The sequence below is a fragment of the Pseudomonas sp. 2835 genome, from assembly GCF_050435905.1.
Classification (GTDB): domain Bacteria; phylum Pseudomonadota; class Gammaproteobacteria; order Pseudomonadales; family Pseudomonadaceae; genus Aquipseudomonas.
This window is the reverse complement of the sequence record NZ_JBNDLE010000007.1, coordinates 266,738-290,883: the sequence shown is the minus strand read 5'-3', so window position 1 is coordinate 290,883 and position 24,146 is coordinate 266,738. Positions and strand designations below refer to the sequence as shown.

At 62.7% G+C, this 24,146-nt stretch carries 26 protein-coding genes; 10 read left to right on the top strand and 16 right to left on the bottom strand.

The genetic code is table 11. The features are described from left to right. Position 1: 1 nt before the first annotated feature. The 3 genes from ssuC to ABIE20_RS13180 are packed head-to-tail and all read left to right on the top strand — an operon-like array spanning position 2 to position 1,840. On the top strand, positions 2-796 hold the full coding sequence (gene ssuC / locus ABIE20_RS13190; RefSeq protein WP_429505464.1) for an aliphatic sulfonate ABC transporter permease SsuC: 795 nt from the start codon (positions 2-4) through the stop codon (positions 794-796). After that, positions 793-1,605, top strand: a complete 813-nt coding sequence (gene ssuB / locus ABIE20_RS13185; protein ID WP_429505463.1) for an aliphatic sulfonates ABC transporter ATP-binding protein — start codon at positions 793-795, stop codon at positions 1,603-1,605. The genes ssuC and ssuB overlap by 4 nt, the downstream gene beginning before the upstream one ends. 19 nt (positions 1,606-1,624) lie before the next feature. Continuing rightward, positions 1,625-1,840 (top strand): TOBE domain-containing protein, encoded by a 216-nt coding sequence (locus ABIE20_RS13180; RefSeq protein WP_010221227.1) that lies wholly within the window; start codon positions 1,625-1,627, stop codon positions 1,838-1,840. An 86-nt stretch (positions 1,841-1,926) separates the two neighbouring features. Here the strand turns inward: ABIE20_RS13180 and ABIE20_RS13175 are convergent, their stop codons facing one another. From ABIE20_RS13175 to ABIE20_RS13160, 4 genes are all read right to left on the bottom strand, one after another. Beyond that, the gene (locus tag ABIE20_RS13175) at positions 1,927-2,553 is read right to left on the bottom strand and encodes a TetR/AcrR family transcriptional regulator (protein WP_045201159.1); all 627 of its coding nucleotides are present in this window, start codon (positions 2,551-2,553) and stop codon (positions 1,927-1,929) included. 1 nt (position 2,554) lies between these two features. After that, positions 2,555-4,141 carry a glutamate--cysteine ligase gene (gene gshA, locus ABIE20_RS13170; protein ID WP_429505462.1) on the bottom strand — a complete coding sequence of 529 codons (1,587 nt, stop codon included), beginning with the start codon at positions 4,139-4,141 and terminating at the stop codon, positions 2,555-2,557. 153 nt (positions 4,142-4,294) lie between these two features. Continuing rightward, positions 4,295-4,678, bottom strand: coding sequence for a PaaI family thioesterase (locus ABIE20_RS13165; protein ID WP_429505461.1), 384 nt, complete (start codon positions 4,676-4,678; stop codon positions 4,295-4,297). Beyond that, the gene (locus tag ABIE20_RS13160; RefSeq protein WP_258716024.1) at positions 4,678-6,996 is read right to left on the bottom strand and encodes a Tex family protein; all 2,319 of its coding nucleotides are present in this window, start codon (positions 6,994-6,996) and stop codon (positions 4,678-4,680) included. The genes ABIE20_RS13165 and ABIE20_RS13160 overlap by 1 nt, the downstream gene beginning before the upstream one ends. A gap of 241 nt (positions 6,997-7,237) precedes the next feature. Here ABIE20_RS13160 and ompR point away from each other — a divergent pair, with 241 nt between their 5' ends. Further along, a complete protein-coding gene (gene ompR, locus ABIE20_RS13155) occupies positions 7,238-7,978 on the top strand; it encodes a two-component system response regulator OmpR (RefSeq protein ID WP_045201163.1) in 741 nt (246 codons plus the stop codon). Positions 7,979-8,106: 128 nt separating this feature from the next. After that, positions 8,107-9,420 carry an ATP-binding protein gene (locus ABIE20_RS13150; protein WP_429505460.1) on the top strand — a complete coding sequence of 438 codons (1,314 nt, stop codon included), beginning with the start codon at positions 8,107-8,109 and terminating at the stop codon, positions 9,418-9,420. Here the strand turns inward: ABIE20_RS13150 and rimK are convergent. Together rimK and ABIE20_RS13140 are read right to left on the bottom strand one after the other, a co-directional pair. Continuing rightward, positions 9,417-10,322 (bottom strand): 30S ribosomal protein S6--L-glutamate ligase, encoded by a 906-nt coding sequence (gene rimK, locus ABIE20_RS13145; protein WP_010221234.1) that lies wholly within the window; start codon positions 10,320-10,322, stop codon positions 9,417-9,419. The genes ABIE20_RS13150 and rimK overlap by 4 nt on opposite strands. Further along, positions 10,319-10,735 carry an ATP-dependent zinc protease family protein gene (locus tag ABIE20_RS13140; RefSeq protein WP_371128664.1) on the bottom strand — a complete coding sequence of 139 codons (417 nt, stop codon included), beginning with the start codon at positions 10,733-10,735 and terminating at the stop codon, positions 10,319-10,321. The genes rimK and ABIE20_RS13140 overlap by 4 nt, the downstream gene beginning before the upstream one ends. A 209-nt stretch (positions 10,736-10,944) precedes the next feature. Between ABIE20_RS13140 and ABIE20_RS13135 the strand changes: the two genes are divergently transcribed. Beyond that, positions 10,945-11,346 (top strand): RNA-binding S4 domain-containing protein, encoded by a 402-nt coding sequence (locus ABIE20_RS13135; RefSeq protein WP_010221236.1) that lies wholly within the window; start codon positions 10,945-10,947, stop codon positions 11,344-11,346. Here the strand turns inward: ABIE20_RS13135 and ABIE20_RS13130 are convergent. Next, complete coding sequence (locus tag ABIE20_RS13130) at positions 11,343-12,146, bottom strand: phosphatase PAP2 family protein (RefSeq protein ID WP_429505459.1); 804 nt, start codon at positions 12,144-12,146, stop codon at positions 11,343-11,345. The genes ABIE20_RS13135 and ABIE20_RS13130 overlap by 4 nt on opposite strands. Positions 12,147-12,251: 105 nt before the next feature. On the opposite strand from ABIE20_RS13130, the gene hslO reads away from it, so the two are divergent. Together hslO and ABIE20_RS13120 are read left to right on the top strand one after the other, a co-directional pair. Then, positions 12,252-13,154: an Hsp33 family molecular chaperone HslO gene (gene hslO, locus ABIE20_RS13125; RefSeq protein WP_429505458.1), complete on the top strand. Its 903-nt coding sequence runs from the start codon at positions 12,252-12,254 to the stop codon at positions 13,152-13,154. 179 nt (positions 13,155-13,333) lie between these two features. Further along, positions 13,334-14,875 (top strand): phosphoenolpyruvate carboxykinase, encoded by a 1,542-nt coding sequence (locus ABIE20_RS13120; RefSeq protein WP_429505457.1) that lies wholly within the window; start codon positions 13,334-13,336, stop codon positions 14,873-14,875. Between the two features lie 63 nt (positions 14,876-14,938). Here ABIE20_RS13120 and ABIE20_RS13115 read toward each other — a convergent pair whose 3' ends face one another. Continuing rightward, positions 14,939-15,202 (bottom strand): type II toxin-antitoxin system RelE/ParE family toxin, encoded by a 264-nt coding sequence (locus tag ABIE20_RS13115; RefSeq protein WP_429505456.1) that lies wholly within the window; start codon positions 15,200-15,202, stop codon positions 14,939-14,941. 8 nt (positions 15,203-15,210) lie between these two features. Then, a complete protein-coding gene (locus ABIE20_RS13110; protein WP_429505455.1) occupies positions 15,211-15,654 on the bottom strand; it encodes a hypothetical protein in 444 nt (147 codons plus the stop codon). Between the two features lie 124 nt (positions 15,655-15,778). Here ABIE20_RS13110 and ABIE20_RS13105 point away from each other — a divergent pair, with 124 nt between their 5' ends. After that, entirely contained in the window at positions 15,779-16,207 is a 429-nt protein-coding gene (locus ABIE20_RS13105; protein WP_429505454.1) for an acyl-CoA thioesterase, read from the top strand. Positions 16,208-16,213: 6 nt separating this feature from the next. On the opposite strand, the gene ABIE20_RS13100 is transcribed toward ABIE20_RS13105, so the two are convergent. From ABIE20_RS13100 to ABIE20_RS13075, 6 genes are all read right to left on the bottom strand, one after another. After that, a complete protein-coding gene (locus ABIE20_RS13100) occupies positions 16,214-16,870 on the bottom strand; it encodes a response regulator (protein ID WP_429505453.1) in 657 nt (218 codons plus the stop codon). Between the two features lie 121 nt (positions 16,871-16,991). Then, complete coding sequence (locus ABIE20_RS13095) at positions 16,992-17,804, bottom strand: CheR family methyltransferase (RefSeq protein WP_429505452.1); 813 nt, start codon at positions 17,802-17,804, stop codon at positions 16,992-16,994. Between the two features lie 287 nt (positions 17,805-18,091). Next, complete coding sequence (locus tag ABIE20_RS13090) at positions 18,092-18,571, bottom strand: glycine zipper domain-containing protein (protein ID WP_429505451.1); 480 nt, start codon at positions 18,569-18,571, stop codon at positions 18,092-18,094. A gap of 211 nt (positions 18,572-18,782) precedes the next feature. After that, positions 18,783-21,119, bottom strand: coding sequence for an FdhF/YdeP family oxidoreductase (locus ABIE20_RS13085; protein WP_429505450.1), 2,337 nt, complete (start codon positions 21,117-21,119; stop codon positions 18,783-18,785). Further along, the gene (fdhD, locus tag ABIE20_RS13080; protein ID WP_045201171.1) at positions 21,116-21,955 is read right to left on the bottom strand and encodes a formate dehydrogenase accessory sulfurtransferase FdhD; all 840 of its coding nucleotides are present in this window, start codon (positions 21,953-21,955) and stop codon (positions 21,116-21,118) included. The genes ABIE20_RS13085 and fdhD overlap by 4 nt, the downstream gene beginning before the upstream one ends. A gap of 95 nt (positions 21,956-22,050) precedes the next feature. Then, entirely contained in the window at positions 22,051-22,938 is an 888-nt protein-coding gene (locus ABIE20_RS13075) for a LysR family transcriptional regulator (protein WP_429505449.1), read from the bottom strand. Positions 22,939-23,022: 84 nt separating this feature from the next. Here ABIE20_RS13075 and lysM point away from each other — a divergent pair, with 84 nt between their 5' ends. Beyond that, a complete protein-coding gene (gene lysM, locus ABIE20_RS13070) occupies positions 23,023-23,463 on the top strand; it encodes a peptidoglycan-binding protein LysM (RefSeq protein WP_258608515.1) in 441 nt (146 codons plus the stop codon). Here lysM and yrfG read toward each other — a convergent pair whose 3' ends face one another. Then, entirely contained in the window at positions 23,464-24,126 is a 663-nt protein-coding gene (gene yrfG / locus ABIE20_RS13065; protein WP_429505448.1) for a GMP/IMP nucleotidase, read from the bottom strand. Positions 24,127-24,146: the final 20 nt, after the last annotated feature.

Here is a 24,146-nt window from a genome sequence, read left to right as displayed (position 1 = left end):
CATGAGTCGTAAATCTACTCCCTGGCAGCAACGCCTGGCACCCTGGGCGCTGCCGTTGCTGTTGTTGGCGGTCTGGCAATTGGCAGTCAGCGTCGGCTGGCTGTCGACGCGGATTTTGCCGGCGCCGAGCGCGGTGTTGAGCGCTGGCGTCGAGCTGGTGCGCAGCGGCGAGATCTGGACCCACCTGGCAATCAGTGGCTGGCGCGCCGCCGTCGGCTTTGTGATTGGCGGAGCCATCGGCCTGGCGCTGGGCTTTATCACCGGCCTGTCGAAATGGGGCGAACGCCTGCTCGACAGTTCGGTGCAGATGATCCGCAACGTGCCGCACCTGGCGCTGATTCCGCTGGTGATCCTGTGGTTCGGTATCGATGAGTCGGCGAAGATTTTCCTGGTGGCCCTGGGCACTCTGTTCCCGATCTACCTGAACACCTACCACGGCATCCGCAACGTTGACCCGGCCCTGGTGGAAATGGCCCGCAGCTATGGGTTGTCCGGCTTCGAGCTGTTTCGCCAGGTGATCCTGCCGGGCGCCTTGCCATCGGTCCTGGTCGGCGTGCGCTTTGCCCTGGGCTTCATGTGGCTGACTCTGATCGTAGCTGAAACCATTTCGGCCAACGCCGGCATCGGCTACCTGGCAATGAACGCCCGCGAGTTCCTGCAGACCGATGTGGTGGTCCTGGCCATCGTTCTCTATGCCGTGCTCGGCAAGCTTGCCGATCTGGCCGCACGCGGCCTTGAGCGGGTCTGGCTGCGCTGGCATCCGGCCTATCAAGCGAGCAGGGGAGAGGGCGCATGACCATCCTCAAGGATCCACCACCACGGCTGCTGCGCGGGATTCCGCTGGCGGCGCAGAACCTGCAGAAGACCTTCGGCCAGCGCCAGGTGCTGCGCGATATCGACCTGCACATTCCGGCCGGGCAGTTCGTTGCCATTGTCGGGCGCAGTGGTTGCGGCAAGAGCACTTTGCTGCGCTTGCTCGCCGGCCTCGACCAATCCAGCGGCGGCGAGCTGCTGGCGGGTTCCGCGCCGCTGCGTGAAGCCCAGGAAGACACCCGCCTGATGTTCCAGGAAGCACGCTTGCTGCCGTGGAAGAAGGTTATCGACAACGTTGGCCTGGGCCTCTCGGGCAACTGGCGGCCACGGGCGCTGGAAGCGCTGGAAGCAGTCGGGCTGGCCGAGCGTGCCAATGAATGGCCGGCGGCCTTGTCGGGCGGACAGAAGCAGCGCGTGGCCCTGGCCCGGGCACTGATTCACCAGCCACGGCTGTTGCTGCTCGACGAGCCGCTAGGGGCATTGGATGCCCTGACCCGGATCGAGATGCAGCAGTTGATCGAACGGCTGTGGCTCCAGCACGGCTTCACCGTGTTGCTGGTTACCCACGACGTCAGCGAGGCGGTGGCGGTGGCCGACCGGGTGATTCTCATCGAAGACGGCGAGGTGGGCCTGGACCTTATCGTCGACCTGCCACGCCCGCGGGTACGCGGCTCACACCGTCTGGCCGCACTGGAAACCGAAGTTCTCAACCGGGTTCTGTCAATTCCGGGCACACCGCCCGAGCCGGAACCTGTCGCACCTTTGCCGACGCAATTGCGTTGGGCTCTCTGACCTGTAAGGAACCAAGCAGATGACTATCAAAGCGATCAACGTACGCAACCAGTTCAAAGGCACCGTCAAGGAAATCCTTGAAGGCCCGGTATTGTCGGAAATCGACGTGCAGACCGCCTCGGGTATCGTCACCTCGGTGATCACCACCCGTTCAGTGCGTGAGCTGGAACTGACTATTGGCAGCGAGGTGATTGCCTTTGTGAAGTCGACTGAAGTGTCGATCGCCAAACTCTGAGTGAATTGGCAAGGCTGCGCCTTGCATCGCCGGCAACGCCGGCTCCCACAACACTGTGGGAGCCGGCGTTGCCGGCGATAGGGCCATCAGCGTTTCGGCAAGAAGGGCGGTAGGTACAAGCCCAGATACGCATCAAACACCCGCATCCCTTCCTCGGCCATGCGCGGCGTAATCTGCCCATGCAGCTGCACCGAACGGGCATACACCCGGTCGCCCAGCTCCATGGCCAGGGCAAACACATCGACATCTTCCGGCAACACCGGCAACTGGAAATGCGCGGCGAACAGCCTGTGCATCAGGTCGCCCAGCTCGATGTCGTGCTGGCGGTCAGCCTGGGTCACTTCGCTCAGACCATGCTGGGCCAGGATCAACTGCCGCGCTGCGGCGTCTTCGTTGTAGATCACCAGCATGCGCTGCTCGACCAGGCGCGACAGGTCGTGCCAGGTGTTCAACGCCGCTGAATCAATCGGTGCTTCAAGGCAGGCGCGAAAGGCGCCGTGCACGTCGGCGGTGAGTGCTTCAAGCAGCGCCGGGACACTGGCGAAGAAGTGATACACCGACGACGGCGGAATCTGCGCGCGCTCGGCGACGCTGTAAATCGACAGGCTGGCCACCCCTTCGCTGGCCAGCAGCGTGCGCGCCGCCTCGAGGATCGAATCGATCCTCGCCTGGCTGCGGGCCCGGGGTTTGCGCGGGGTAACGGTGCGGGTCATGTCAGTTGCTGATCGCCAGGATGCTCGCCTGGTAAGCGCTGACGAACAGGTCGAAATCAGCCTTGTCTTCTTCACGCTCAAGTTTGGCCTGGGCTTCCAGGGACTCACGCGCTGCGCTTTCGAAACCTTGCTGCTGCTCGGCCGGCAGGGCCTGGGCGCGGAAGAATTCGGCATGGGCCTGGCTTTGGCGCAAGGCGAAGCGGCTGAAGCTTTCCTTGTGCTCGGTCATGCTCGCCAGCACCTGCGCCGATGGCGTCAGGGAAGGGTCGCTGACCTTGGCTTTCTGCGCCTGCAGGGCCTTGGCGTGTTCGTCGCTGCCCTGGCTGCGGTCAAGCAGTTCGGCCAGTGGCGCGATGCGCTCGAGCAATTCATTGGCCCACTGCTTGAGTTCAACCGGCTGGCCGTCACGCTGCAGTTGCAGGCCCGGGCGGCGACCTTCCTTGACCACGCTGAGGAAGTTGCTTGTGCAGTTGCCGCATTCCTGGTTGCCCAGCAGCGGGCTGTCCTCCAGGGCGCAGAACAGCAGGAAGGCGTCGAGGAAACGCGCTTCCGGCAGGTCGATACCGGTGGGCAGGAACGGGTTGATGTCCAGGCAGCGCACTTCGACGTACTGAATGCCACGGGCCATCAGCGCCTGGATCGGCCGCTCACCGCTGTAGGTGACGCGCTTGGGGCGAATGTTGGAGTAGTACTCGTTTTCGATCTGCAGGATGTTGGTGTTCAGCTGAACCCACTCGCCATCCTTGTGCGTACCGATCTCGACATAGGGTGCGTAGGGCGTGGCTACCGCCTTGCGCAGGCTGTCGGTGTAGCTGGCGAGGTTGTTGTAGCACGGCGTCAGGCCGGCCTGGGCGTTGCTCTGGTATCCCAGGTCGCTCATGCGCAGGCTGGTGGCGTAGGGCAGGTACAGGGTGTCGGCGTCGAACTGTTCGAGCTGGTGCGGGCGACCACGCAAGAAGCCGGCATCCAGGGCCGGCGAGGCGCCGAACAGGTACATCAGCAGCCAGCTGTAGCGACGGAAGTTGCGGATCAGGGCGATGTAGGCCGACGACTGATAGTCGCGATCTTCCACCGTACTGTTTTCCGCGGCGCGCAGCAGCGGCCAGAGTTTTTCTGGCAGCGAGAAATTGTAGTGAATCCCGGCGATGCACTGCATGGTGCGGCCGTAGCGCAGGGCCAGGCCCTTGCGGTAGACGTACTTGAGCTGACCGATGTTGGAGGTGCCGTACCAGGCGATCGGAATGTCTTCCTCGGCCGGCAGCGGGCAGGGCATCGACGGGCTCCAGAGGAACTCGTTGCCAAGCTTGGTATAAGCGAAGCGGTGGATGTTCTCCAGGCTTTCGAGGGTCTGCGCCGGGTCCGCCAGGGCTGGGGTGATGAACTCCAGCAGCGACTCCGAGTAGTCCGTGGTGATCTGCTCATGGGTCAACGCCGCACCCAGGGCTTCGGGGTGCGGAGTCTGGGCCAGACGACCTTCCTCGGTCACACGCAGGCATTCACGCTCGATGCCGTGCAGGCACTGCTTGAGCAGGGAGAGGTTGTCGCCTTGGCCGAGCAGGCTCAGGCGGCGGTTGAGAAGTTCGCTCAAGATGGATTCCTTCACGCGTCAGTCGCCCCAATATGGGGGTAGAGATGACGGTCTACAAGGGTGGACAGAGGAACTGGCGTTGTCGCCTGGTTTTGGCCGGCTTTCGGCAGCGCCTGCGCTCTGCCGAAAGTACCGCAGTTTGGCCATTTGCGGCTAGAGGACGACGAAAGTCCCCTGCGCTTTTGCCACCAGTTTGTCGCCCTGGAGTACATCGGCGTCGACCACCAGCGTGCGCCGCCCGGCATGCAGCACCCGTGAGACGCACAGCACTTCACCTTCGCTGACCGCACGCAGGTAGTTGATCTTGCATTCGAGGGTCACGCTCTGCTGGTCGAAACCATGGGAGCTGGAACAGGCCAGGCCCATGGTGGTGTCGACCAGGCTGAAGATCGCCCCGCCATGCAGCTTGCCGCCCCGGTTACGCAGGTGCGGCTCCAGGGCCATTGCTACTTCTGCAACGCCGTTTTCCAGGCGTTGCAGCCGGCAGCCGAGCAACTGGCTGAAGGCGCTGAAGACGACGTCGTCGGGAGCTGTCATCACTTCTTCTTCAGCTGCTTGGCGTTGGCGAACAGCGAGGCCATGGCGTTGTTGGCCGGTGCCGGGGTTTCCTTGGCGCGGGCCGGGGCACTCTGCTGGCGCGGGGCCGAGCCCGGGCGGCTGCCACGGGCGCCGTCGATCTTCTCGCCCGGGGTGTCGCTCATGCGCATCGACAGGCCGACGCGTTTGCGCGGGATGTCGACTTCCATGACCTTGACCTTGACCACGTCACCGGCCTTGACCGCTTCACGCGGGTCCTTGATGAACTTCTCCGACAGTGCCGAGATGTGCACCAGGCCATCCTGGTGCACGCCGATGTCGACGAAGGCACCGAAGTTGGTGACGTTGGTCACCACGCCTTCGAGGATCATCCCCAGTTGCAGGTCCTTGAGGTCTTCGACGCCTTCCTGGAACTCGGCGGTCTTGAACTCCGGGCGTGGGTCGCGGCCGGGTTTGTCCAGTTCCTGGAGGATGTCGGTGACCGTCGGCAGGCCGAAGGTTTCGTCGGTGAATTTCTTTGGGTCCAGGCGCTTGAGGAAGCCGCTGTCGCCGATCAGCGAACGGATGTCGCGGTCGGTCTCGGCGGCGATGCGCTGCACCAGCGGGTAGGCTTCCGGGTGCACGGCCGAGGCGTCCAGCGGGTTGTCGCCGTTCATGACGCGCAGGAAGCCTGCGGCCTGTTCGAAGGTTTTTTCGCCCAGGCGGCTGACTTTTTTCAGTGCGGCGCGGGTCTTGAAGGCGCCGTTGGCGTCGCGGTGGGCGACGATGTTCTGTGCCAGGGTGCTGTTGAGGCCGGAGATGCGCGCCAGCAGCGCCACCGACGCGGTGTTGACGTCGACGCCGACGGCGTTCACGCAGTCCTCGACCACCGCATCCAGGCCACGGGCCAGTTTCAACTGCGAGACGTCGTGCTGGTATTGGCCGACACCGATGGATTTCGGCTCGATCTTCACCAGTTCCGCCAGCGGGTCTTGCAGGCGGCGGGCGATCGACACGGCGCCACGGATCGACACGTCGAGGTCCGGGAACTCCTTGGCCGCCAGCTCCGAGGCCGAGTACACCGAAGCGCCGGCTTCGGAGACCATGACCTTGGTCATTTTCAGGGCTGGATATTTTTTGATCAGCTCGGCGGCGAGCTTGTCGGTTTCGCGGCTGGCGGTGCCGTTACCGATGGCGATCAGCTCGACCGAGTGCTTGGCGCACAGCGCGGCGAGCACGGCGATGGTCTGGTCCCACTGGTTTTTTGGTACGTGCGGGTAGACGGTGGCGGTGTCCAGCAGCTTGCCGGTGGCATCGACCACGGCGACCTTGCAACCGGTGCGCAGGCCCGGGTCGAGGCCCAGGGTGGCGCGCGGACCGGCCGGGGCAGCCAGCAGCAGATCGTGCAGGTTGTGGGCGAAGACGTTGATCGCCTCGCCTTCGGCGTTGTCGCGCAGTTCGCCGAACAGGTCGGTTTCCAGGTGGCTGTAGAGCTTGACCTTCCAGGTCCAGCGCACCACTTCGGCCAGCCATTTGTCGGCAGGACGGTTCTGATTTTGCAGGCCGAAACGCTCGGCGATCATCATTTCGCACGGGTGCAGGGTACCCGGCAGTTCTTCACCGACTTTCAGCGAAGCGGACAGCACGCCTTCGTTGCGGCCGCGGAAAATCGCCAGGGCGCGGTGCGACGGTACGCTCTTGAGCACTTCGTCGTGCTCGAAGTAGTCACGGAACTTCGCCCCTTCCTCTTCTTTGCCGGCCACCAGGCGGGCGCTGAGCACTGCTTCCTGCTTGAGAAAGCTGCGCAGCTTGTCGAGCAGGCTGGCGTCTTCGGCAAAGCGCTCCATGAGGATGTACTTGGCGCCTTCGAGGGCAGCTTTGACATCGGCCACGCCCTTTTCGGCGTCGACGAAACGTGCGGCTTCGGTTTCAGGGCTCAGTTGCGGGTCGTTCAGCAGGCCGTCGGCCAGCTCGCCGAGGCCGGCTTCCAGGGCGATCTGGCCCTTGGTGCGGCGCTTTTGCTTGTACGGCAGGTACAGGTCTTCGAGGCGGGTTTTAGTGTCGGCCAGTTTGATTTCGCGGGCCAGTTCCGGGGTCAGCTTGCCTTGCTCTTCGATGCTGGCAAGGATGCTGACACGCCGTTCGTCCAGCTCGCGCAGGTAACGCAGGCGCTCTTCCAGGTGGCGCAGCTGGGTGTCATCCAGGCTACCGGTGACTTCTTTCCGGTAACGGGCGATAAAAGGCACCGTCGAACCTTCATCAAGTAGAGCCACGGCCGCTTCGACCTGTTGTGGGCGGACACCGAGTTCCTCGGCGATGCGGCTGTTGATGCTGTCCATAAAACCACCTGACAAATTGTGAATACAAAGGCCGCGGGCGGGCGCTGTAGAGCGCTTGTGGTCAATGCGGCGCTGGCTGAAAGCGGCGCATTATACCCAGCGCGTCCGGCTTGCGGTGATAGCAGCAGGCCAGTTGTCGGCCCGGCAATACTGGCACCCGGGGAAAAATCTGCTAACAATGCACACGGCACGGCCATAGATGGCTAAGCCATAATGCGTGCCGAGATTAGAGGAGCTACCCATGAGCAGCACTGCACAAACCGCCGAAGGCGACAAAATTCTCATCGTCGATGATGACCCGGGCCTGAGCAGCCTGCTGGAACGGTTCTTCACCAGCAAGGGTTATCGCGCCCGTGCAGTACCCAATACCGAACAGATGGACCGCCTGCTGGCCCGCGAGGTTTTCAACCTGGTGGTGCTCGACCTGATGCTGCCCGGCGAAGACGGCCTGACCGCCTGCCGCCGCCTGCGCGCCGCCAACAACCAGATCCCGATCATCATGCTTACCGCCAAAGGCGACGAGCTGAGCCGCATCAAGGGCCTGGAACTGGGTGCCGACGACTACCTGGCCAAGCCTTTCAACCCCGACGAGCTGATGGCCCGGGTCAAGGCTGTTTTGCGCCGCCAGGCCCCGGCAGTACCGGGCGCACCGGGCAGCGAAGACGAAACCGTCACCTTCGGCGACTACGAGCTGTCGCTGGCTACCCGCGAACTCAAGCGTGGCGAAGAAGTGCACATGCTCACCACCGGTGAGTTCGCCGTGCTCAAGGCACTGGTCATGCACGCCCGCGAGCCGTTGACCCGCGACAAGCTGATGAACCTGGCCCGTGGCCGCGAGTGGGACGCCCTCGAGCGCTCAATCGACGTGCAGATCTCGCGCCTGCGCCGGATGATCGAACCCGACCCGTCCAAGCCGCGTTACATCCAGACCGTCTGGGGCGTTGGTTATGTGTTTGTGCCGGATGGTAATGCCAGCAAGTGATGTTTCGTTTGCAGGAGTAGCTCACCGCCAGCAGGGCAGGCCTTCGGGGTTGCCCTGTTTTTGCCTGTGCAGCGCTTTGCAAAGCCTGCGAGCCCCGCTCGTTCCCGCATAGTGTGTAGCCGTTGTCGATGAAAACGCCCCTGTGGTTCCCGCAAAGCTTCTTCGCCCGCACCCTCTGGCTGGTGCTGATCGTCGTGCTGTTCTCCAAGGCTCTGACCCTGGTGTACCTGCTGATGAACGAGGACGTGCTGGTAGACCGCCAATACAGCCATGGCGTAGCCCTGACCCTGCGCGCCTACTGGGCTGCCGATGAGTCTGACCGCGACAAGATCGCCGAGGCGGCGGGGCTGATCCGTGTGGTTGGCTCCGGGGTGCCGGAGGGCGAGCAGCACTGGCCGTACAGCGAAATCTACCAGCGCCAGATGCAGGCCGAACTTGGCGCCGATACCGAAGTTCGCCTGCGTGTGCATGCACCACCGGCCCTGTGGGTACGGGCTCCGAGCCTGGGCGATGGCTGGCTGAAGGTGCCACTGTATCCGCACCCCCTGCGTGGGCAAAAGATCTGGAGTGTGCTCGGCTGGTTTCTGGCCATCGGCCTGTTGTCCACCGCGTCGGCATGGATCTTCGTGCGCCAGCTCAACCAGCCGCTCAAGCGCCTGGTGTTCGCCGCCCGCCAGCTGGGCCAGGGGCGCAGCGTGCGTTTGCCGATCAGCGACACGCCTAGCGAGATGACCGAGGTGTACCGCGCTTTCAACCAGATGGCCGAGGATGTCGAGCAGGCCGGACGCGAACGTGAACTGATGCTCGCCGGGGTCTCCCATGACTTGCGTACACCGCTGACGCGCCTGCGCCTGTCGTTGTCGTTGCTGGCCAACGAAAGCGACCTGACCGACGACATGGTTCGCGATATCGAAGACATGGACGCGATTCTCGACCAGTTTTTGGCGTTCATCCGCGATGGTCGCGATGAGCCGGTCGAAGAGGTCGATTTCATTGAACTGGTGCGCGAGGTGGTGGCGCCGTTCAACCAGCCGGAGGAACAGGTACGCCTGTGCCTGGAGCCGATCCCGCCGTTCCCGCTGCGCCGGGTGTCGCTCAAGCGCTTGCTCAACAACCTGATTGGCAATGCCCTGTATCACGCCGGCAAGGGCGTCGAAGTGGCGGCCTATGTGTCTGGCGAGAATGGCGCGCCCTACGTGGTACTGAGCGTGCTCGACCGCGGCGCCGGGATCGACCCGGGCGAGCTGGAGGGCATCTTCAATCCGTTCATTCGCGGCGACCGCGCCCGCAGCGGCAAGGGCACCGGGCTGGGGCTGGCGATCGTCAAGCGGATCGCTGCCCAGCACGGTGGCAACGTGCAGTTGCGCAACCGTTCAGGCGGCGGCCTGGAGGCGCGGGTGCGGCTGCCGCTAGGGCTGATGCTGCCGCGCGACGCGGTCTAGCCTTTGCCCTTGGTGCGGGTCAGGTTTGGCCCGCCGTTTTTTTCCAGGTGTTCGATGATCATCCCGGCAACGTTTTTGCCGGTGGTGACTTCGATGCCTTCCAGGCCAGGCGAGGAGTTCACCTCCATCACCAATGGGCCGTGATTGGAGCGCAGGATATCCACCCCGGCCACGCTCAGGCCCATGACCTTGGCTGCGCGGATGGCGGTCATGCGTTCTTCCGGGGTGATCTTGATCAGGCTGGCGCTGCCGCCGCGATGCAGATTGGAGCGGAACTCACCGGGCTTGGCCTGACGCTTCATCGAGGCGATGACCTTGTCACCGACCACGAAACAGCGAATGTCGGCGCCGCCGGCTTCCTTGATGTACTCCTGGACCATGATGTTCTGCTTCAGGCCCATGAAGGCTTCGATCACCGACTCGGCCGCCTTGGTGGTTTCGCACAACACCACGCCGATGCCCTGGGTGCCCTCGAGCACTTTGATCACCAGCGGCGCGCCGTTGACCATCTGGATCAGGTCGGGGATGTCGTCCGGTGAGTGGGCAAAACCGGTAACCGGTAGGCCGATACCCCGGCGCGACAGCAACTGCAGCGAGCGCAGCTTGTCCCGCGAGCGGGCAATGGCCACCGATTCGTTGAGCGGGAACACCCCCATCATTTCGAACTGGCGCAGCACCGCGCAGCCGTAGAAGGTCACCGAGGCGCCGATCCTGGGGATCACCGCGTCGAAGTTTTCCAGCGGCTTGCCGCGGTAGTGGATCTGCGGCTTGTGGCTGGCAATGTTCATATAGGCGCGCAGGGTGTCGATCACAACCACCTCATGGCCTCGTTCGGTACCGGCTTCGACCAGGCGACGAGTGGAATACAGACGCGGGTTTCGCGACAGCACGGCGATCTTCATGCAACACCTGTGGAGGGAGTGATAGTGGCCGGGAATGCCGGCTTGTCCTGAACGTACTTGAGCCCCGGGTTGACCACCAGCTGGCCATGGATCAGGGCTTTGGAACCGAGCAACAGGCGATAGCGCATGGCCTTGCGGCAGGCCAGGGTGAATTCCACCTCCCACACCCGGTCACCCAGCGCCAAAGGCGTGCGGATCACGTAGCGGGTCTGGGCCTGGCCGTTGGAGCTCTTGATGGTTTTCATGGTCACCAGCGGCGCTTCGCAACGCCGGTGACGCAGTTGTACCACCGAACCCAGGTGGGCGTTGAACCGCACCCACTGCTCGCCGTCGCGCTCGAAGGGTTCGACTTCGGTGGCGTGCAGGCTCGAGGTGCTGGCGCCGGTGTCGATCTTGGCCCGCAGGCCAGCCAGGCCGAGGTCCGGCAGGGCAACCCACTCGCGCAGGCCGATCACGGTCAAATGGTCAAATGTCTTCAAAATGCTCAACCAGCGTAGTAAGTCGTCAGGCACCAGGGCGGGCGTGAGCGACAGGTCGGTGAACTGTAAGCACGCCGCGTGTTTTTTGCATCCGCCAGATACGGTAGTACAGTTCCCTTTACGAAAATAAGTGGGGAAATGTCATGGCACAAAAGCCGGAAGAGGACGACAAGGTTCGCCTGGACAAATGGCTATGGGCGGCGCGCTTCTACAAGACCCGGGCACTGGCCAAGGCGGCCATCGAAAGTGGCAAGGTGCATTGCCGTGGCGAGCGTTGCAAGCCGGGCAAGGAGCCGCGGGTCGGCGATGAGTTTGTCCTGCGCACCGGCTTTGACGAGCGTACGGTAGTGGTCAAGGCGTTGTCGGTGGTGCGTCGCGGCGCGCCTGAAGCCCAGGCGCTATACGAGGAAACCGCTCAGAGCATCGCCCGCCGTGAACAGGCTGCGGCAATGCGCAAGGCGGGCGCCCTGGGGGTCAGCACTGATGGCCGGCCCACCAAGAAACAGCGGCGCCAACTGCATCAGTTGCATGACAGCGCCGGTTAAGCGCGCGGGTTGATCACGTTCAGGCGCCCGAGCAGCGGCAGCCTCGCCATCAGCTCGAACAGTGGTGCGGTGAGGCGCAGCAGGGCAGCGCTGGCCTTGGCGGCAAACGGGGTATAGCAGCTCCAGCCCAAGGCCAGTACCGCCATCAGCACACCGCCGATATAGTCGTCCTGGCCCCAGTGCGCGCCCGCCACCAGGCGCGGCAACATGAACAACAGCGCCAGGGCCCAGACCAGCAGTTGCTGCAGCAGCTTGCGGCTGAACAGGCTCATGAACATCGCCCAGATCAACAGCACCGAGGCGTGATCGCCAGGGAAACTCTGGCTGGAGCGGTCCTTGAGTTCCCAGCGCGCTTCAAGGTGCGGATAGAAATCGCTGAGGTGAATGGCGTCGCTGAACACCATCGACGGGCTGTTGTGCTGCCAGCCCATGGCGTTCATCCATTTCGAGAACAGCGCGCGGATCACCAGCAGCAGGACCAGGGTGGCGAAGAAGCCGAAGAAGGCCTGGCGCACCTGGCTGGCCTTGAACACCCAGTCACCGCGAATCAGCAGGCTGAGGAGGATCAGGCCGACGACAATATCGAACGGGCGCAGGCTGCCGACGGTCCAGATGTAACGCCAGGCGTTATTATCAGCCAGTGGCCGGTTGAGCAGGTGAAACAGCCATTCGTCGAAAGTCAGGCAGATGATCTGGCCAACAGGCCACAACCAGAAACACAGTAGAGCAACGGGCAAAACCGTGCAGAGAATCAAGGGACCCCAAGCCCACCTTGCTTGGAACAGTGAAGAATTGTCCATAAACTACCTCTTTGCTGCGAACCACGAGTGCACCATTCTGGTGCTCTAGACTGGGCTTTATAGGCCCTTGAAATTATTTTGTCATCATTCAGAAAGCCGAAGCCCATGTCCGATTTGCCAGATACCGACTACACACAACGCTTCCTTTTCGACGATCGCGACGTTCGCGGTGAAATGGTCGGGCTGGAGCGCAGCTACGCCGAAGTGCTGGCCAAGCACCCTTACCCGCAGCCGGTTGCACAGCTGCTCGGCGAGCTGATGGCGGCAGCCGCGCTGCTGGTCGGTACGCTGAAGTTCGATGGCCTGCTGATCCTCCAGGCGCAGTCGAGCGGGCCGGTGCCCCTGCTGGCCATCGAGTGCACCAGCGAGCACGAAATTCGCGGCCTGGCCCGTTATGTGGCCGAGCAGATCAAGGATGATGCAACCCTCGCCGACCTGATGCCTGGCGGGCATCTGGTGCTGACCATCATTCCGGTCAACGGTCAGCGCTACCAGGGTACGGTGGAGCTGGACGGGAAGGACCTGTCGGAATGTTTCACCAACTATTTCGTCATGTCCCAGCAGGTCAACACCTGCATCTCGCTGGCCGCCGACGGCATTCGCGCCCGTGGCCTGCTGGTGCAGCAACTGCCTGCCGACCGCCAGAAGGACCTCGAGGAGCGTGAGGACAGCTGGAATCACGTCAAAGCCTTGGCCAACACGGTGAAGGCCGAGGAACTGCTGGGCCTGGACAACGAAACCATGCTGCACCGCCTGTATCACGAGGATGCCGTGCGCCTGTTCGATATCCAGCCACTGCATTTTCGCTGCAGCTGTTCCCGTGAGCGCTCCGGCAATGCCTTGGTAAGCCTGGGCAAGCATGACGCGCTGGAGCTGATCAACGAGCATGGCGGCCAGATCGAAGTCGACTGCCAGTTCTGCAATCAGCGCTACCAATTCGATGCCGCCGATATCGAGCAATTGTTCGCCGGTGGCGGTGTAGACACACCGTCAGATACTCGTCACTAAAACGTTTCACTACAGGTAAATCTCCTGTCTAACGCCGGAAACACGCCGTTCTGACAGGAGGGCCCTACTTTTTTTGGGCGTTTCTGGCATAATCCGGCCACTTTTTTCGCTGTAGTAGTTTTCAAAGCTCTACTACAAAACGTTTGGAGCACTCGGCCGCAGGCCGGATGGGGAATCTCATGACGCAAGCCAACAACACCGTCTACACCGACCTGAGCGTCGATGAGCTGGTAAAAGAAGCGCTGAACCGCGGTGAAGGCGAGCTGGCCGATACTGGCGCGCTGGTCGTGAAAACCGGTCACCGTACCGGTCGTTCGCCGGTGGATCGTTTCATCGTCGAAGAGCCGTCCACTCAGGACGCCATCGCCTGGGGCCCGATCAACCGCAAGTTCCCGGCCGACAAGTTCGATGCCCTGTGGGACCGCGTCGAGGCGTTCAACAACGCCCAGGATCACTTCGTTTCCTACGTTCACGTAGGCGCGGCTGCCGATCACTACCTGCCCGTGAAGATGACCACCCAGACTGCCTGGCAGAACCTGTTCGGTCGTTGCCTGTTCATCAATCCTGAACAGTACAACCCTGCTGGCCGTGATCAGTGGCAAGTGCTCAACGTTGCCAACTTCGAGTGCGTGCCTGAGCGTGACGGCACCAACTCCGATGGTTGCGTGATCCTCAACTTCGCCCAGAAGAAAGTCCTGATCGCCGGCATGCGTTACGCCGGTGAGATGAAAAAGGCCATGTTCTCGGTGCAGAACTTCCTGCTGCCGGCTGCCGACGTGCTGCCGATGCACTGCGCTGCCAACATCGGCGAAGCAGGCGATGTGACCCTGTTCTTCGGTCTGTCGGGCACCGGCAAGACCACCCTGTCGGCTGACGAAAGCCGCTACCTGATCGGCGACGACGAGCACGGTTGGGGCGAAGGCGTTGTCTTCAACATCGAAGGCGGCTGCTATGCCAAGTGCATTGACCTGTCCGAGAAGAACGAGCCGGTCATCTGGAAGGCCATCAAGCACGGCGCAGTGCTGGAAAACGTCGTCATCGACGATGCCAAGCACGCCGACTACACCGATGTCAGCCTGACCCAGAACAGCCGCGCCGCCTACCCGCTGGAGCACGTTGCCAAGCGTTCCGAGAAGAACCTCGGTGGCGAGCCTAACGCGGTCATCTTCCTGACCTGCGACCTGACCGGCGTGCTGCCGCCAGTGTCGATCCTCAACGAAGAACAAGCGGCCTACCACTTCCTGTCCGGCTACACCGCACTGGTGGGCTCGACCGAAATGGGTTCGGGCAGCGGCATCAAATCGACCTTCTCCACCTGCTTCGGCGCGCCGTTCTTCCCGCGTCCTGCTGGCGAGTACGCAGAACTGCTGATCAAACGTATCCGCGGTTTCGGCTCCAAGGTCTACCTGGTCAATACCGGCTGGACCGGCGGTGGCTACGGTGTTGGCAAGCGCTTCAACATCCCGACCACCCGCGCGGTGATTGCAGCGATCCAGAGCGGCGCCCTGATCGGCAGCGAAACCGAGCACCTGGACACCATCAACCTCGACGTGCCACTGGCCGTACCGGGCGTTGAAACCAACCTGCTCAACCCACGCAACACCTGGGCGGACCAGGCTGCTTACGATGAAGCTGCAAAAGCCCTGGCTGGCCTGTTCATCGAAAACTTCAAGAAGTTCGAAGTTTCCGACGCCATCAAGGCCGCTGGCCCAAAGCTGTAAGCTGAAGCCTGCGTAAACAAGAAGCCGCCCTCAGGGGCGGCTTTTTGTTTTCTGGCTGTTCAATCAGGGCCATTGTTGCCTGGCATGCAGCACCCGGATGATCTCGACGCAGTCTTCTATCACGCGATAGACCATTACGTAGTTGGGACGAAACACGATTTCGTGCGTACCGGCAAACCTTCCCGCTTTGTACATCGTCGGTGAGTATTGCGCTTTCCGGGCTTTGGATTCAAAAACCTCGTCCAACGCGATTGCCGCTTCCGGGTTATCGGCTGCAATGTGGTCCATGATCAGTTCGCGGTCGCTCAGGGCCATGGCTCGCCACACCAGTCTCTTCAATGCGAACGAGCTTTCAGTGCTGCGCGGCGCTCGGCGAACAGGCGACGAGCTTCATCATCCTCTATTGACGGGGTAGTGTCCTGCAGGCCGGCTTCGACTTGTGCGCTGAACCAGGTTTCGTAGGCCGCCGCTTCATGTGCAGTTTTAAGGGCCTGGGCACGATCAGGCCTTTGATAGGTCTGGAGTGTCTCGGGGTCGTAGCCGGAAGTGTCGACCTTGAAGTAGTCAATGCCCAGCGCCTGAAGATAGCTCACCAGCGTCTCGAGTTTTTTAAACAACCGGACATTGCCACTGCGTTGTGCAGTGAGTATGTGCTCCTGGTCACTGGCGGAGACCTGAACAGCCCAACCCCCCGCTTGCCCGATAACATGCGTGGCGTTGATGCAGCCAATCTCGACCATCTTGCTGAGTTCGGCATGATCCACGTTATGAGTTGGCATGGGTGAATGTCTCTGCTTCACAAGGTTGTTCCATGCTATGCAATCTATAGTTGATTGCAACTATAGGGCTTCTGAAGTGTTTGTGGGAAGCTTCGCACTCTTCCACAAGTGTCTCAGGCCCCTCATGTCCGAACTCCCTCAGCGCCAAGCCTATCCCCACTTGCATCCGATCCTCAGCCGCTGGCAAGACAGCGACCTCAATGGCCATATCGCCGGTGCCACGGTGTACGCCTACTTCGACACTGCGATCCAGGCGTACCTGCTGCAACAGGCCGGGCTGGATTTGCAGGAAGGCGAGGTGGCTGGATTCGTGGTCAGTTCGGCGGCGGATTTCTTTGCCTTGCCGGCCTTCCCCGACACCCTTGAAGTCGGCCTGCGGGTGGCACGCCTGGCCGGCAGTTCGGTGGAGTACCAGTTGGCGTTGTTCCGGGTCGAGGACGGTCAGCCTTGCGCGGCCGGCAAGCTGGTACAGGTGTTCGTCGAGCGCGAGTCAGGGCGGCCGGCACAGTTGCCGGCCACGCTGCAGGCGGCGCTGGAGCGGTTGCAAGGCTGAGGCCGCTCAATCGTTGAGGCGGATGATCCCTTCGCGCACGGCGAACAGCACCAGGCCCGGTACATCGTGAATCTGCAGGCGGTGCATGATCTGCGAGCGGTGCGCTTCGACGGTCTTCACGCTCAGGCCGAGGCCGTCGGCAATCGAGCGGGTCGACTCGCCGCGGGCAATCAAGCGTAGGATTTCCAGCTGGCGCGCAGTCAACTGCATCGTGGTGCTGCCGCTGGGACGCTTGCGGCTGTGCTTCACTGCCTGGCCAATGACCATCGGCAACACCGCTGACGACAGGTACTGGCCGCCGTTCTTCAGGGCCTGCAAGGCCTGCTCCAGCTCCAGCACGGTGGCGCTCTTAAGCAGAAAGCCATGGGCACCGAGTTGCAGGCAACGCATGACGAAGTCCAGCTCCGAGCGTGACGAGAGCATCAATACATGGCTTGAGGGCACGCGTAAAAACAGCTCGCGCAGGATCTGCTCGCTGTCGAGGGTATCGGCGGTCATGTCCAGCAGGATGATGTCGGGCTTGAGCTTTTCGGCCAAGGCGACAGCGGTCATGCCGTCGCCTGCGTCACCGACTACGGCGTATTGTTTTTTTTGTTCGAGCAGTGCTCGCAGGCCCGCTCGAAAGAGCGGCGAGTCATCGGCAAGTAGTATTCGGCAAAGCATGGGTTCGAGCCTGTTTCGCAAAAGAAGAGGGGCGGCAGGTTTGCTCGGTCCGGATGAGCGCTGCCGCGCGGTGGCGCGATCAGTATCGGGGGCCTGCCGCAGGTCCCGGCAGCGCCGGCCATCATAGGCGTTCGAACACCGAGGGCAGGATCGGCCGCAAAGGCAGGTCGAGCCCGTGGATGCTCTCGCTATGCCCGATCAACAGCAGGCCGCCAGGTCGCAGGCAGGCCAGCAGGCGATCAACCACGCGCTGTTTCTCATCCTGACTGAAATAGGTCAGCAGATTGCGCAGAAAAATCACATCGAACAGCCCCAGGTCGCCAGGCAGTGACTGGATCAGATTGATCGGGCGAAAGGTCAGACGCTCGCGCAAAAAAGCTGCGATGCGCATGCGCCCGGCCGTCTCGCCGACGCCACACAGGCAGTAACGTTGCAGCCAGCCTTGCGGAAAGTAACGGGCCTGGGCGACGTCGTAGATACCTTCGCTTGCCTGTTGCAGCAAGTTGGGGCTGACGTCGCTGGCCAGCACGCTCCAGTCGTCGTTTACGGCGTTTTCGCTGGCTACCATGGCCAGGCTGTAGGCTTCCTCGCCAGAGGCGCAGGCAGCGCTCCAAAGCCTCAGCGGACGGGGCATGTCGCGCAGCCACTGGGCGAGGCATTCGAAATGGCGATGTTCGCGGAAGAAGTAGCTGTCGTGGGCAATCAGCAGGTCGAGTACCCGCTGCTGTTCCTGCTGCTGCTCAGGTTGCTCAACCAGCTGCAGGTACTGTTCGAAGGTGCTCAGCTGCAGTTGCCGCAGGCGCTTTCCCAGGCGCGCCGCCACGGCGGCCCGGCGGTCGGCGGCGAGGAACACGCCGGTGCGCTGGCTGACCAAGGTGCGAACGCGCAGGAACTGGGCTTCGCTCAGTATCGGAGGGCGGCTGCCGGCAGGCATTTCACACCCCTCGTGCAATGGGCAATCGGGCCGTCTTTGCGTGATAGCTGCGCATTCCCTGCGTCCATTGGCTGATTGGGAACGGCCGATGATAGCTACTGGCTATATTCGCCAGAATCGGGGTTGCCCCTAGGTCAGGGGTGATTGGCAGGGAGAAGGGAATCCAGAGCCTGCCGGGACTGGCCGGGGGATTGGCCTGCAGGGCTTGATCGGTAACGCGCGGGGTGTTGCAGCGATCCCTGCCCGTGAGGGCAGGGACTAGGAGTTTGGCTTAAGCCCGAAGGGCCTTAGCGATGACGCCAGTGCTTTTTGTGCTTGCGGTGGCCGTAGTGGTGGCCACGGTCGTAATGACGACGGTCGTCGTAGCCGCGGCGATAGCGACGGTCATCGCGGTCGTCTTCATCGGCCTTGTTGCCCATGTAGTTACCCAGCGCACCGCCCGCACCACCGCCTGCGGCTGCACCGATGTAGCTGCCGGTGGTGCCGCCCATGCTGCGGCCGACCACGTTGCCGCCGGCGGCGCCCAGGGCACCACCGATCGCGGCTTCACCACGCTGGCGCTTGTCGGCACCAACCGCACTACCGGCCGCGCCGCCCAGGCCTGCACCGATTGCACCACCGGTGCTGCCGCCGATCGACTGACCGACCACCGAGCCGAGTACCCCACCCAATGCGCCGCCAATACCGGCTTCGGTGGTGCCACCTGCGGAGGCAACGCCGCTGAGCAGGCCAAGAGACAACAACAGAATCGAGGAGTACTTCATCAAGAAAGCCTCATAGGGATGACGAGGCGATCCTGAGGCTGGGGAGGGGGACTGGCAAACGAAATCCGACGAGTAGCACGAGTTGTACACAATTTTCTAAGTTGCTGTTTTCACTGTGAAACTTTATCGATTTTTACGTGTCTGAGCTTACTTGGAACGAGGCCCCGACAGTGATGTCAGGGCCTTTTTTTGTGCCTGTCTGCCGCCGATTCTGTCAGAGGATCCGGGCGTTGTCGCTGGCAGGTTGCAACTGGATCGCGACGAACTTGGAGGTCGGCGTGTGGCTGCCATCGCCAACGCTTTCCAGCGGCACCAGCGGGTTGACCTCCGGATAGTAGGCCGCCGCCTGGCCGGCCGGGATATCGAAGGCCAGCAGCGTGAAGCCCTTGACCCGCCGCTCGCGGCCATCGCTCCACAACGAGACGATATCGGCCTTGTCACCGGGGTGGAAGCCCAGGCGGATAATGTCGGCTTCATTGGCGAACAGCACATTGCGTTGGCCCTTGACCCCACGGTAGCGGTCATCCAGGCCGTAGATGGTGGTGTTGTACTGATCGTGCGAGCGCATCGACTGCATGATCAGGTCCGGCACCTGGCCGCTGGCGCGCACGCGTTCGTGCAGCAGGTCATCCGGCAGGGCATTGGCCTTGAAGTTGGCTCGGCCGCTGGCGGTTTTCCATTGCCGTTGGCCGGCGCTGTTGCCCAGGTAGAAGCCGCCTGGGTTTTGCAGGCGCTGGTTGAAGTTGTCAAAGCCGGGGATGGTCTGGTCGATCAGGTCGCGGATGCGCCCGTAATCGGCGATCAGCCAGTTCCAGTCTACTGGCTTGGCGCCGAGGGTGGCATTGGCTATCCCGGCGATCACCGCAGGCTCCGAGCGCATCTGTCGGGACAGCGGCTGCAACTGGCCATTGGAGGCGTGGACCATGCTGAAGGAGTCTTCCACCGTCACTGCCTGCGGGCCTTCACCCTGCAGGTCGATATCGGTACGCCCCAGGCACGGCAGAATCAGCGCCTGCTTGCCATGCAGCAGGTGGCTGCGGTTGAGCTTGGTGCTGATCTGCACGGTCAGTTCGCAATTGCTCAGGGCCTGGGCGGTGCGTTCGGTGTCAGGGGTGGCCTGGGCGAAGTTGCCGCCCAGGGCGATGAACACCTTGGCCTGGCCGTCGGCCATGGCGCGGATCGCCTCGACGGTGTTGTGGCCATTGTGGCGCGGTACCTTGAAGCCGAAGCGGCGTTCCAGGGCGTCGAGCAGGGCCACCGGTGGCCGCTCGTTGATGCCCATGGTGCGGTCGCCCTGCACGTTGCTGTGACCACGCACCGGGCACAGGCCGGCACCCGGCACGCCGAGGTTGCCGCGCAGCAGCATCAGGTTGGCGATTTCCTGGATGGTCGCCACCGAATGGCGATGCTGGGTGATGCCCATGGCCCAGCACATGATGACTTTTTTGGCCTTGCAATACATGCGCGCAGCTTGCTCGATCTCGGCCAGGGTCAGGCCCGATTGCGCGGTGATCTGCTCCCATGAGGTGGCATCGGCCGCGGCCAGGTAGCCCAGTACGTCCTGGGTATGTTGGTTGAGAAAGTCGTGATCGAAGATCGCCGGGGCTTTGGTGGCCTGAGCTTCCCGTTCCCACTGCAAGAGGAACTTGGCCATGCCGCGCAGCATCGCCATGTCGCCGCCCAGGGCCGGGCGGAAGTAGGCGGTGTTGGTCGGGCGGTCGCCGTTGGTGAGCATCTCCAGCGGGTGCTGCGGGTGCTGGAAACGCTCCAGGCCGCGCTCCTTGAGCGGGTTGACGCAGACCACCTGGGCGCCGCGCTTGACCGCTTCGCGCAGCGGTTCGAGCATGCGCGGGTGGTTAGTGCCGGGGTTCTGGCCCCAGACGAATATCGCGTCGGCATGCTCGAAATCGTCGAAAGTCACCGTGCCTTTACCGACCCCGACACTCTGCCCAAGCGCTACGCCGCTGGCCTCGTGGCACATGTTCGAGCAATCGGGGAAGTTGTTGGTGCCATAGGCGCGCACGAACAGTTGGTACAGGTAGGCCGCCTCGTTGCTGGCCCGGCCGGAGGTATAGAATTCGGCCTGGTCGGGGCTGTCGAGCTGTTGCAGGTGCTCGGCGATCAGGGCGAAGGCGCCGTCCCAGTCGATCGGTTTGTAGCGGTCGGTGCTGGCGTCGTAGACCACCGGTTCGGTCAGCCGACCCTGATATTCGAGCCAGTAATCGCTCTGGGCCAGCAACGAGGTGACACTGTGGCGGGCGAAGAACGCGGCATCTACGCGGCGCTTGGTCGCTTCCCAGTTCACCGCCTTGGCGCCGTTTTCGCAGAACTTGACCATGCCGCTTTCCGGCGAGTCACCCCAGGCGCAGCCCGGGCAGTCGAAACCACCGTTCTGGTTGGTCTTGAGCAGCGCACGGATGTTCTTCAGGGCGTTGTCGCTGCCGATCCAGGCCTGGGCCACGCTGCGCAGCGCGCCCCAGCCGCCAGCGGCGCCGTTGTAGGGTTTGTAGCGAGGCACAGGTTTCTGGTCGGCTTGGTGATGCAGGCTCACGTTCGGTTCTCCCGCACGGGGCTGAACACCCGTGGCGCGCTGTGTTTGGGCAGGTGAATAAGGTTGAGGTTGTGCCGCCGCGCCCACTGCAGGGCCAGGCCGGTAGGCGAGGACAGGCTGACCAGGGTCTGGATACCGGCGCGCAACACCTTCTGGATCAATTCCAGGCTGCAGCGGCTGGTGACGATCGCCAGGCCGCCGTCGAGGCTGATGTGCTGGCGCACCAAGGCACCAATCAGCTTGTCGAGGGCGTTGTGCCGGCCGATGTCTTCGCGGCCCAGCAGGATTTCGCCCTGGTTGTTCATGAACAGCGCCGCATGCACCGCACCACAGTGCTGGCCCAGGGGCTGGAAAGCATCCATGCGCTGGCGCAGGCCGGCCAGCCATTGCGCGGGCGGCAGCGGCGCACCCGGCAGCACGGCCAGGTCGGGCAGCGCCTGTTCCACCGCCTCTACACCGCACAGGCCACAGCCGCTGGTGCCGGCCAGTTGCCGGCGCTGGGTCTTGAGGTTCCAGAAGGCGCGGTTGGCAATCTCGACTTCGGCATGCACGGCCGAACCGTTGCCGGTGAACTTGACGTCGTAGATCTCGTTGGCCGAAGCGATGATGCCGCTGCCAATGCTGAAGCCGACGATAAAGTCTTCAAGGTCCGTGGGGCTGACCAGCATGACTGCCTGGCTGATGCCGTTATAGGCGATCGCCAGCGCGACTTCCTCGGCCAGTGCGGTATGGGCCTGGCTGTCGTCGTCAAGGTGGCAGTAATCGTAGGTATTGCTGGCCGCGGGCGCAGTCACTAGCGGGGTGGACGCCGCACAGGCCGGGGGTTTAGTGCTCATCAGCAGAGGTACCGGCGGCTGTTCAGCTTTAAGCCTAGGCTTGCGCTCGGGTATCGTCTAATCGCTAATGCTGATGCTTTGATAGACGGCGTCGATCAAGCCTCGCCGTGCAGCGCTTGATATTCGCCCAGGCACACCTCGGCCAGGGCCGAGCGCGGCGCCGTGCGGCGCATGATCAGGCCCAGTGGCGCCAGGGTGCAGGCCTGTTCGATCGGTTGCAGGCGCAGCCGTTCGGTGAGTACTTCCAGCCCTGCCGCCAACGGCATGATCGCGCAGCACAGGCCGCCGCTGACGGCCTGGGCCAACTGATGGACGGCATCGGTCTGCAGCAACAGCTGCGGGGTCAGGCCGCGGCTGTGGAAGTTATGGTCGATCGACTGGCGAAAATGCATGCCGGCGGTGAGCAAGCCCAGCGGCAGTTCGGTCAGCTGTTGCCAGCTTAGGGGCTGGGCGTCAAAGCGGAAATGATCTGGATCATATAAAAGCCCCATGCGCGTCTCGCCCAGCGGCAGCGCCTGGAAGCGTTCGTGGTCGAGCCGGTCGAGGTATGACACGCCCAGGTCCAGCTGGTTGCTGGTCAGCTGTTCGAGGATCTGCTCGGAGCTCAGGGCGCTGAGTTCGAAGCGCAGTTCCGGGTGCTGCTGGTGCATGCGCCGTAACAATGGCAAGGGGTCGAAGCTCGACAACGGCACCACGCCCAGGCGCAGGGTACCGACCAGGTGGCCACGGCAGGCGGCCGCTTCGGCGTTCAGGCCATCGTAGGCGGCGATCACCGAGCGCGCCCAGGCCAGCACCCGTTCGCCCTGGGCCGTAAAGCCCTCGAAGCGCTGCCCTCGGTTAACCAGGGCCAGGTCCAGCTCTTGCTCCAGGTTGCGCAAGCGCATCGACAGGGTTGGCTGGGTCACGTGGCAGCGGGCGGCGGCCTGGCCGAAGTGGCGGGTTTCATCCAGGGCGATGAGGAATTTGAGTTGTTTGATGTCCATCGTCGCTCCACGGCGCAAAGCAGGCGAAGCATTCTAACCTGTCCTAGACTCCAGGCTCCGAGATTCATCACCAAGGAGAGCGGTATGAGCATTTTCAGTTTCATCAAAGAAGCCGGCGAGAAAATCGTCGACCTGCTGACGCCGGGTAATGCCAATGCCGGCGAGCAGTTGCAGAAGCACGTGGAGGCGGTTGGACTCGGTAACCCCAACGTCAAGGCTACCGTCGATGGCGACAAGGTCACGGTGACCGGCGAAGTGTCCAGTCAGGAAGAGAAAGAGAAAATCCTCCTGGCGCTGGGCAACATTGCCGGTGTGGCGTCGGTAGATGATCAAATTACTGTCACCGGCCCGGTTGTTGCGGCTGCTCGCTTCGTCGTCGTGAAGAAGGGCGACACCCTCAGCGCCATTTCCCTGGCCGTGTACGGCAACGCCAACCAGTACAACAAGATCTTCGAAGCCAACAAACCGATGCTCAAGCACCCGGACAAGATCTACCCGGGCCAGACCCTGCGCATCCCCGAGTAATCACAACCCTTCGAGCAACGCCCGGTAGTCTTCCACCGCGGCGAACTCTTCGGTATCCCGCGGCCCTTTGCGGCTGTCCGGCTGGCGCACTGCAAGCAGGTGCGCCACGCCGAAGTCGCGGGCGCTGCGCAGGATCGACAAGGTGTCGTCGATAAACAGGCTGCGTTGCGGGCTGAAGCCGATGTCCGCCTGCAGGGCGCTCCAGAACTGCGGATTCTCCTTGGGGTAGCCGTAGTCATGGGAGCTGATCAGGCGCTCGAAGTAAGGCGCCAGTTCCACCCGCTCCAGTTTCAGTGACAGCGAATCGCGATGGGCGTTGGTGATCAGGATCACCCGCTTGCCGGCCTGTTTGATCGCCTGCAAAAAGGTGTCGGCATCCGGGCGCAGGGCGATCAGGTGAGCGGTCTCAAGCTTCAGCTCGCGTACCGAGAAGTTCAGCTCGCGGCTCCAGAAGTCCAGGCAGTACCAGTTCAGCGAGCCGGCGTGCTGTTCAAACAGTGGCTGCAGTTCGAGCTCGGCCATGGCCCGGCTGATGCCGTGCAGTTCGGCGTAGCGCTGGGGTAGCTGCTCGAGCCAGAAATGGTTGTCGAAGTGCAGGTCGAGCAGGGTACCGTCCATGTCCAGCAGAACGGTATCGATGGTGGACCAGGCTAAAACGGGCATATGAAATTCTCGAACAGTCA

Coding starts and splice junctions, on each gene's coding strand:
- ssuC (WP_429505464.1), top strand. CDS start 2: ATGAGTCGTAAATCTACTCCCTGGCAGCAACGCCTGGCACCCTGGGCG.
- ssuB (WP_429505463.1), top strand. CDS start 793: ATGACCATCCTCAAGGATCCACCACCACGGCTGCTGCGCGGGATTCCG.
- ABIE20_RS13180 (WP_010221227.1), top strand. CDS start 1,625: ATGACTATCAAAGCGATCAACGTACGCAACCAGTTCAAAGGCACCGTC.
- ABIE20_RS13175 (WP_045201159.1), bottom strand. CDS start 2,553: ATGACCCGCACCGTTACCCCGCGCAAACCCCGGGCCCGCAGCCAGGCG.
- ABIE20_RS13165 (WP_429505461.1), bottom strand. CDS start 4,678: ATGACAGCTCCCGACGACGTCGTCTTCAGCGCCTTCAGCCAGTTGCTC.
- ABIE20_RS13160 (WP_258716024.1), bottom strand. CDS start 6,996: ATGGACAGCATCAACAGCCGCATCGCCGAGGAACTCGGTGTCCGCCCA.
- ompR (WP_045201163.1), top strand. CDS start 7,238: ATGAGCAGCACTGCACAAACCGCCGAAGGCGACAAAATTCTCATCGTC.
- ABIE20_RS13150 (WP_429505460.1), top strand. CDS start 8,107: ATGAAAACGCCCCTGTGGTTCCCGCAAAGCTTCTTCGCCCGCACCCTC.
- rimK (WP_010221234.1), bottom strand. CDS start 10,322: ATGAAGATCGCCGTGCTGTCGCGAAACCCGCGTCTGTATTCCACTCGT.
- ABIE20_RS13135 (WP_010221236.1), top strand. CDS start 10,945: ATGGCACAAAAGCCGGAAGAGGACGACAAGGTTCGCCTGGACAAATGG.
- ABIE20_RS13130 (WP_429505459.1), bottom strand. CDS start 12,146: ATGGACAATTCTTCACTGTTCCAAGCAAGGTGGGCTTGGGGTCCCTTG.
- hslO (WP_429505458.1), top strand. CDS start 12,252: ATGTCCGATTTGCCAGATACCGACTACACACAACGCTTCCTTTTCGAC.
- ABIE20_RS13120 (WP_429505457.1), top strand. CDS start 13,334: ATGACGCAAGCCAACAACACCGTCTACACCGACCTGAGCGTCGATGAG.
- ABIE20_RS13110 (WP_429505455.1), bottom strand. CDS start 15,654: ATGCCAACTCATAACGTGGATCATGCCGAACTCAGCAAGATGGTCGAG.
- ABIE20_RS13105 (WP_429505454.1), top strand. CDS start 15,779: ATGTCCGAACTCCCTCAGCGCCAAGCCTATCCCCACTTGCATCCGATC.
- ABIE20_RS13100 (WP_429505453.1), bottom strand. CDS start 16,870: ATGCTTTGCCGAATACTACTTGCCGATGACTCGCCGCTCTTTCGAGCG.
- ABIE20_RS13095 (WP_429505452.1), bottom strand. CDS start 17,804: ATGCCTGCCGGCAGCCGCCCTCCGATACTGAGCGAAGCCCAGTTCCTG.
- fdhD (WP_045201171.1), bottom strand. CDS start 21,955: ATGAGCACTAAACCCCCGGCCTGTGCGGCGTCCACCCCGCTAGTGACT.
- ABIE20_RS13075 (WP_429505449.1), bottom strand. CDS start 22,938: ATGGACATCAAACAACTCAAATTCCTCATCGCCCTGGATGAAACCCGC.
- lysM (WP_258608515.1), top strand. CDS start 23,023: ATGAGCATTTTCAGTTTCATCAAAGAAGCCGGCGAGAAAATCGTCGAC.
- yrfG (WP_429505448.1), bottom strand. CDS start 24,126: ATGCCCGTTTTAGCCTGGTCCACCATCGATACCGTTCTGCTGGACATG.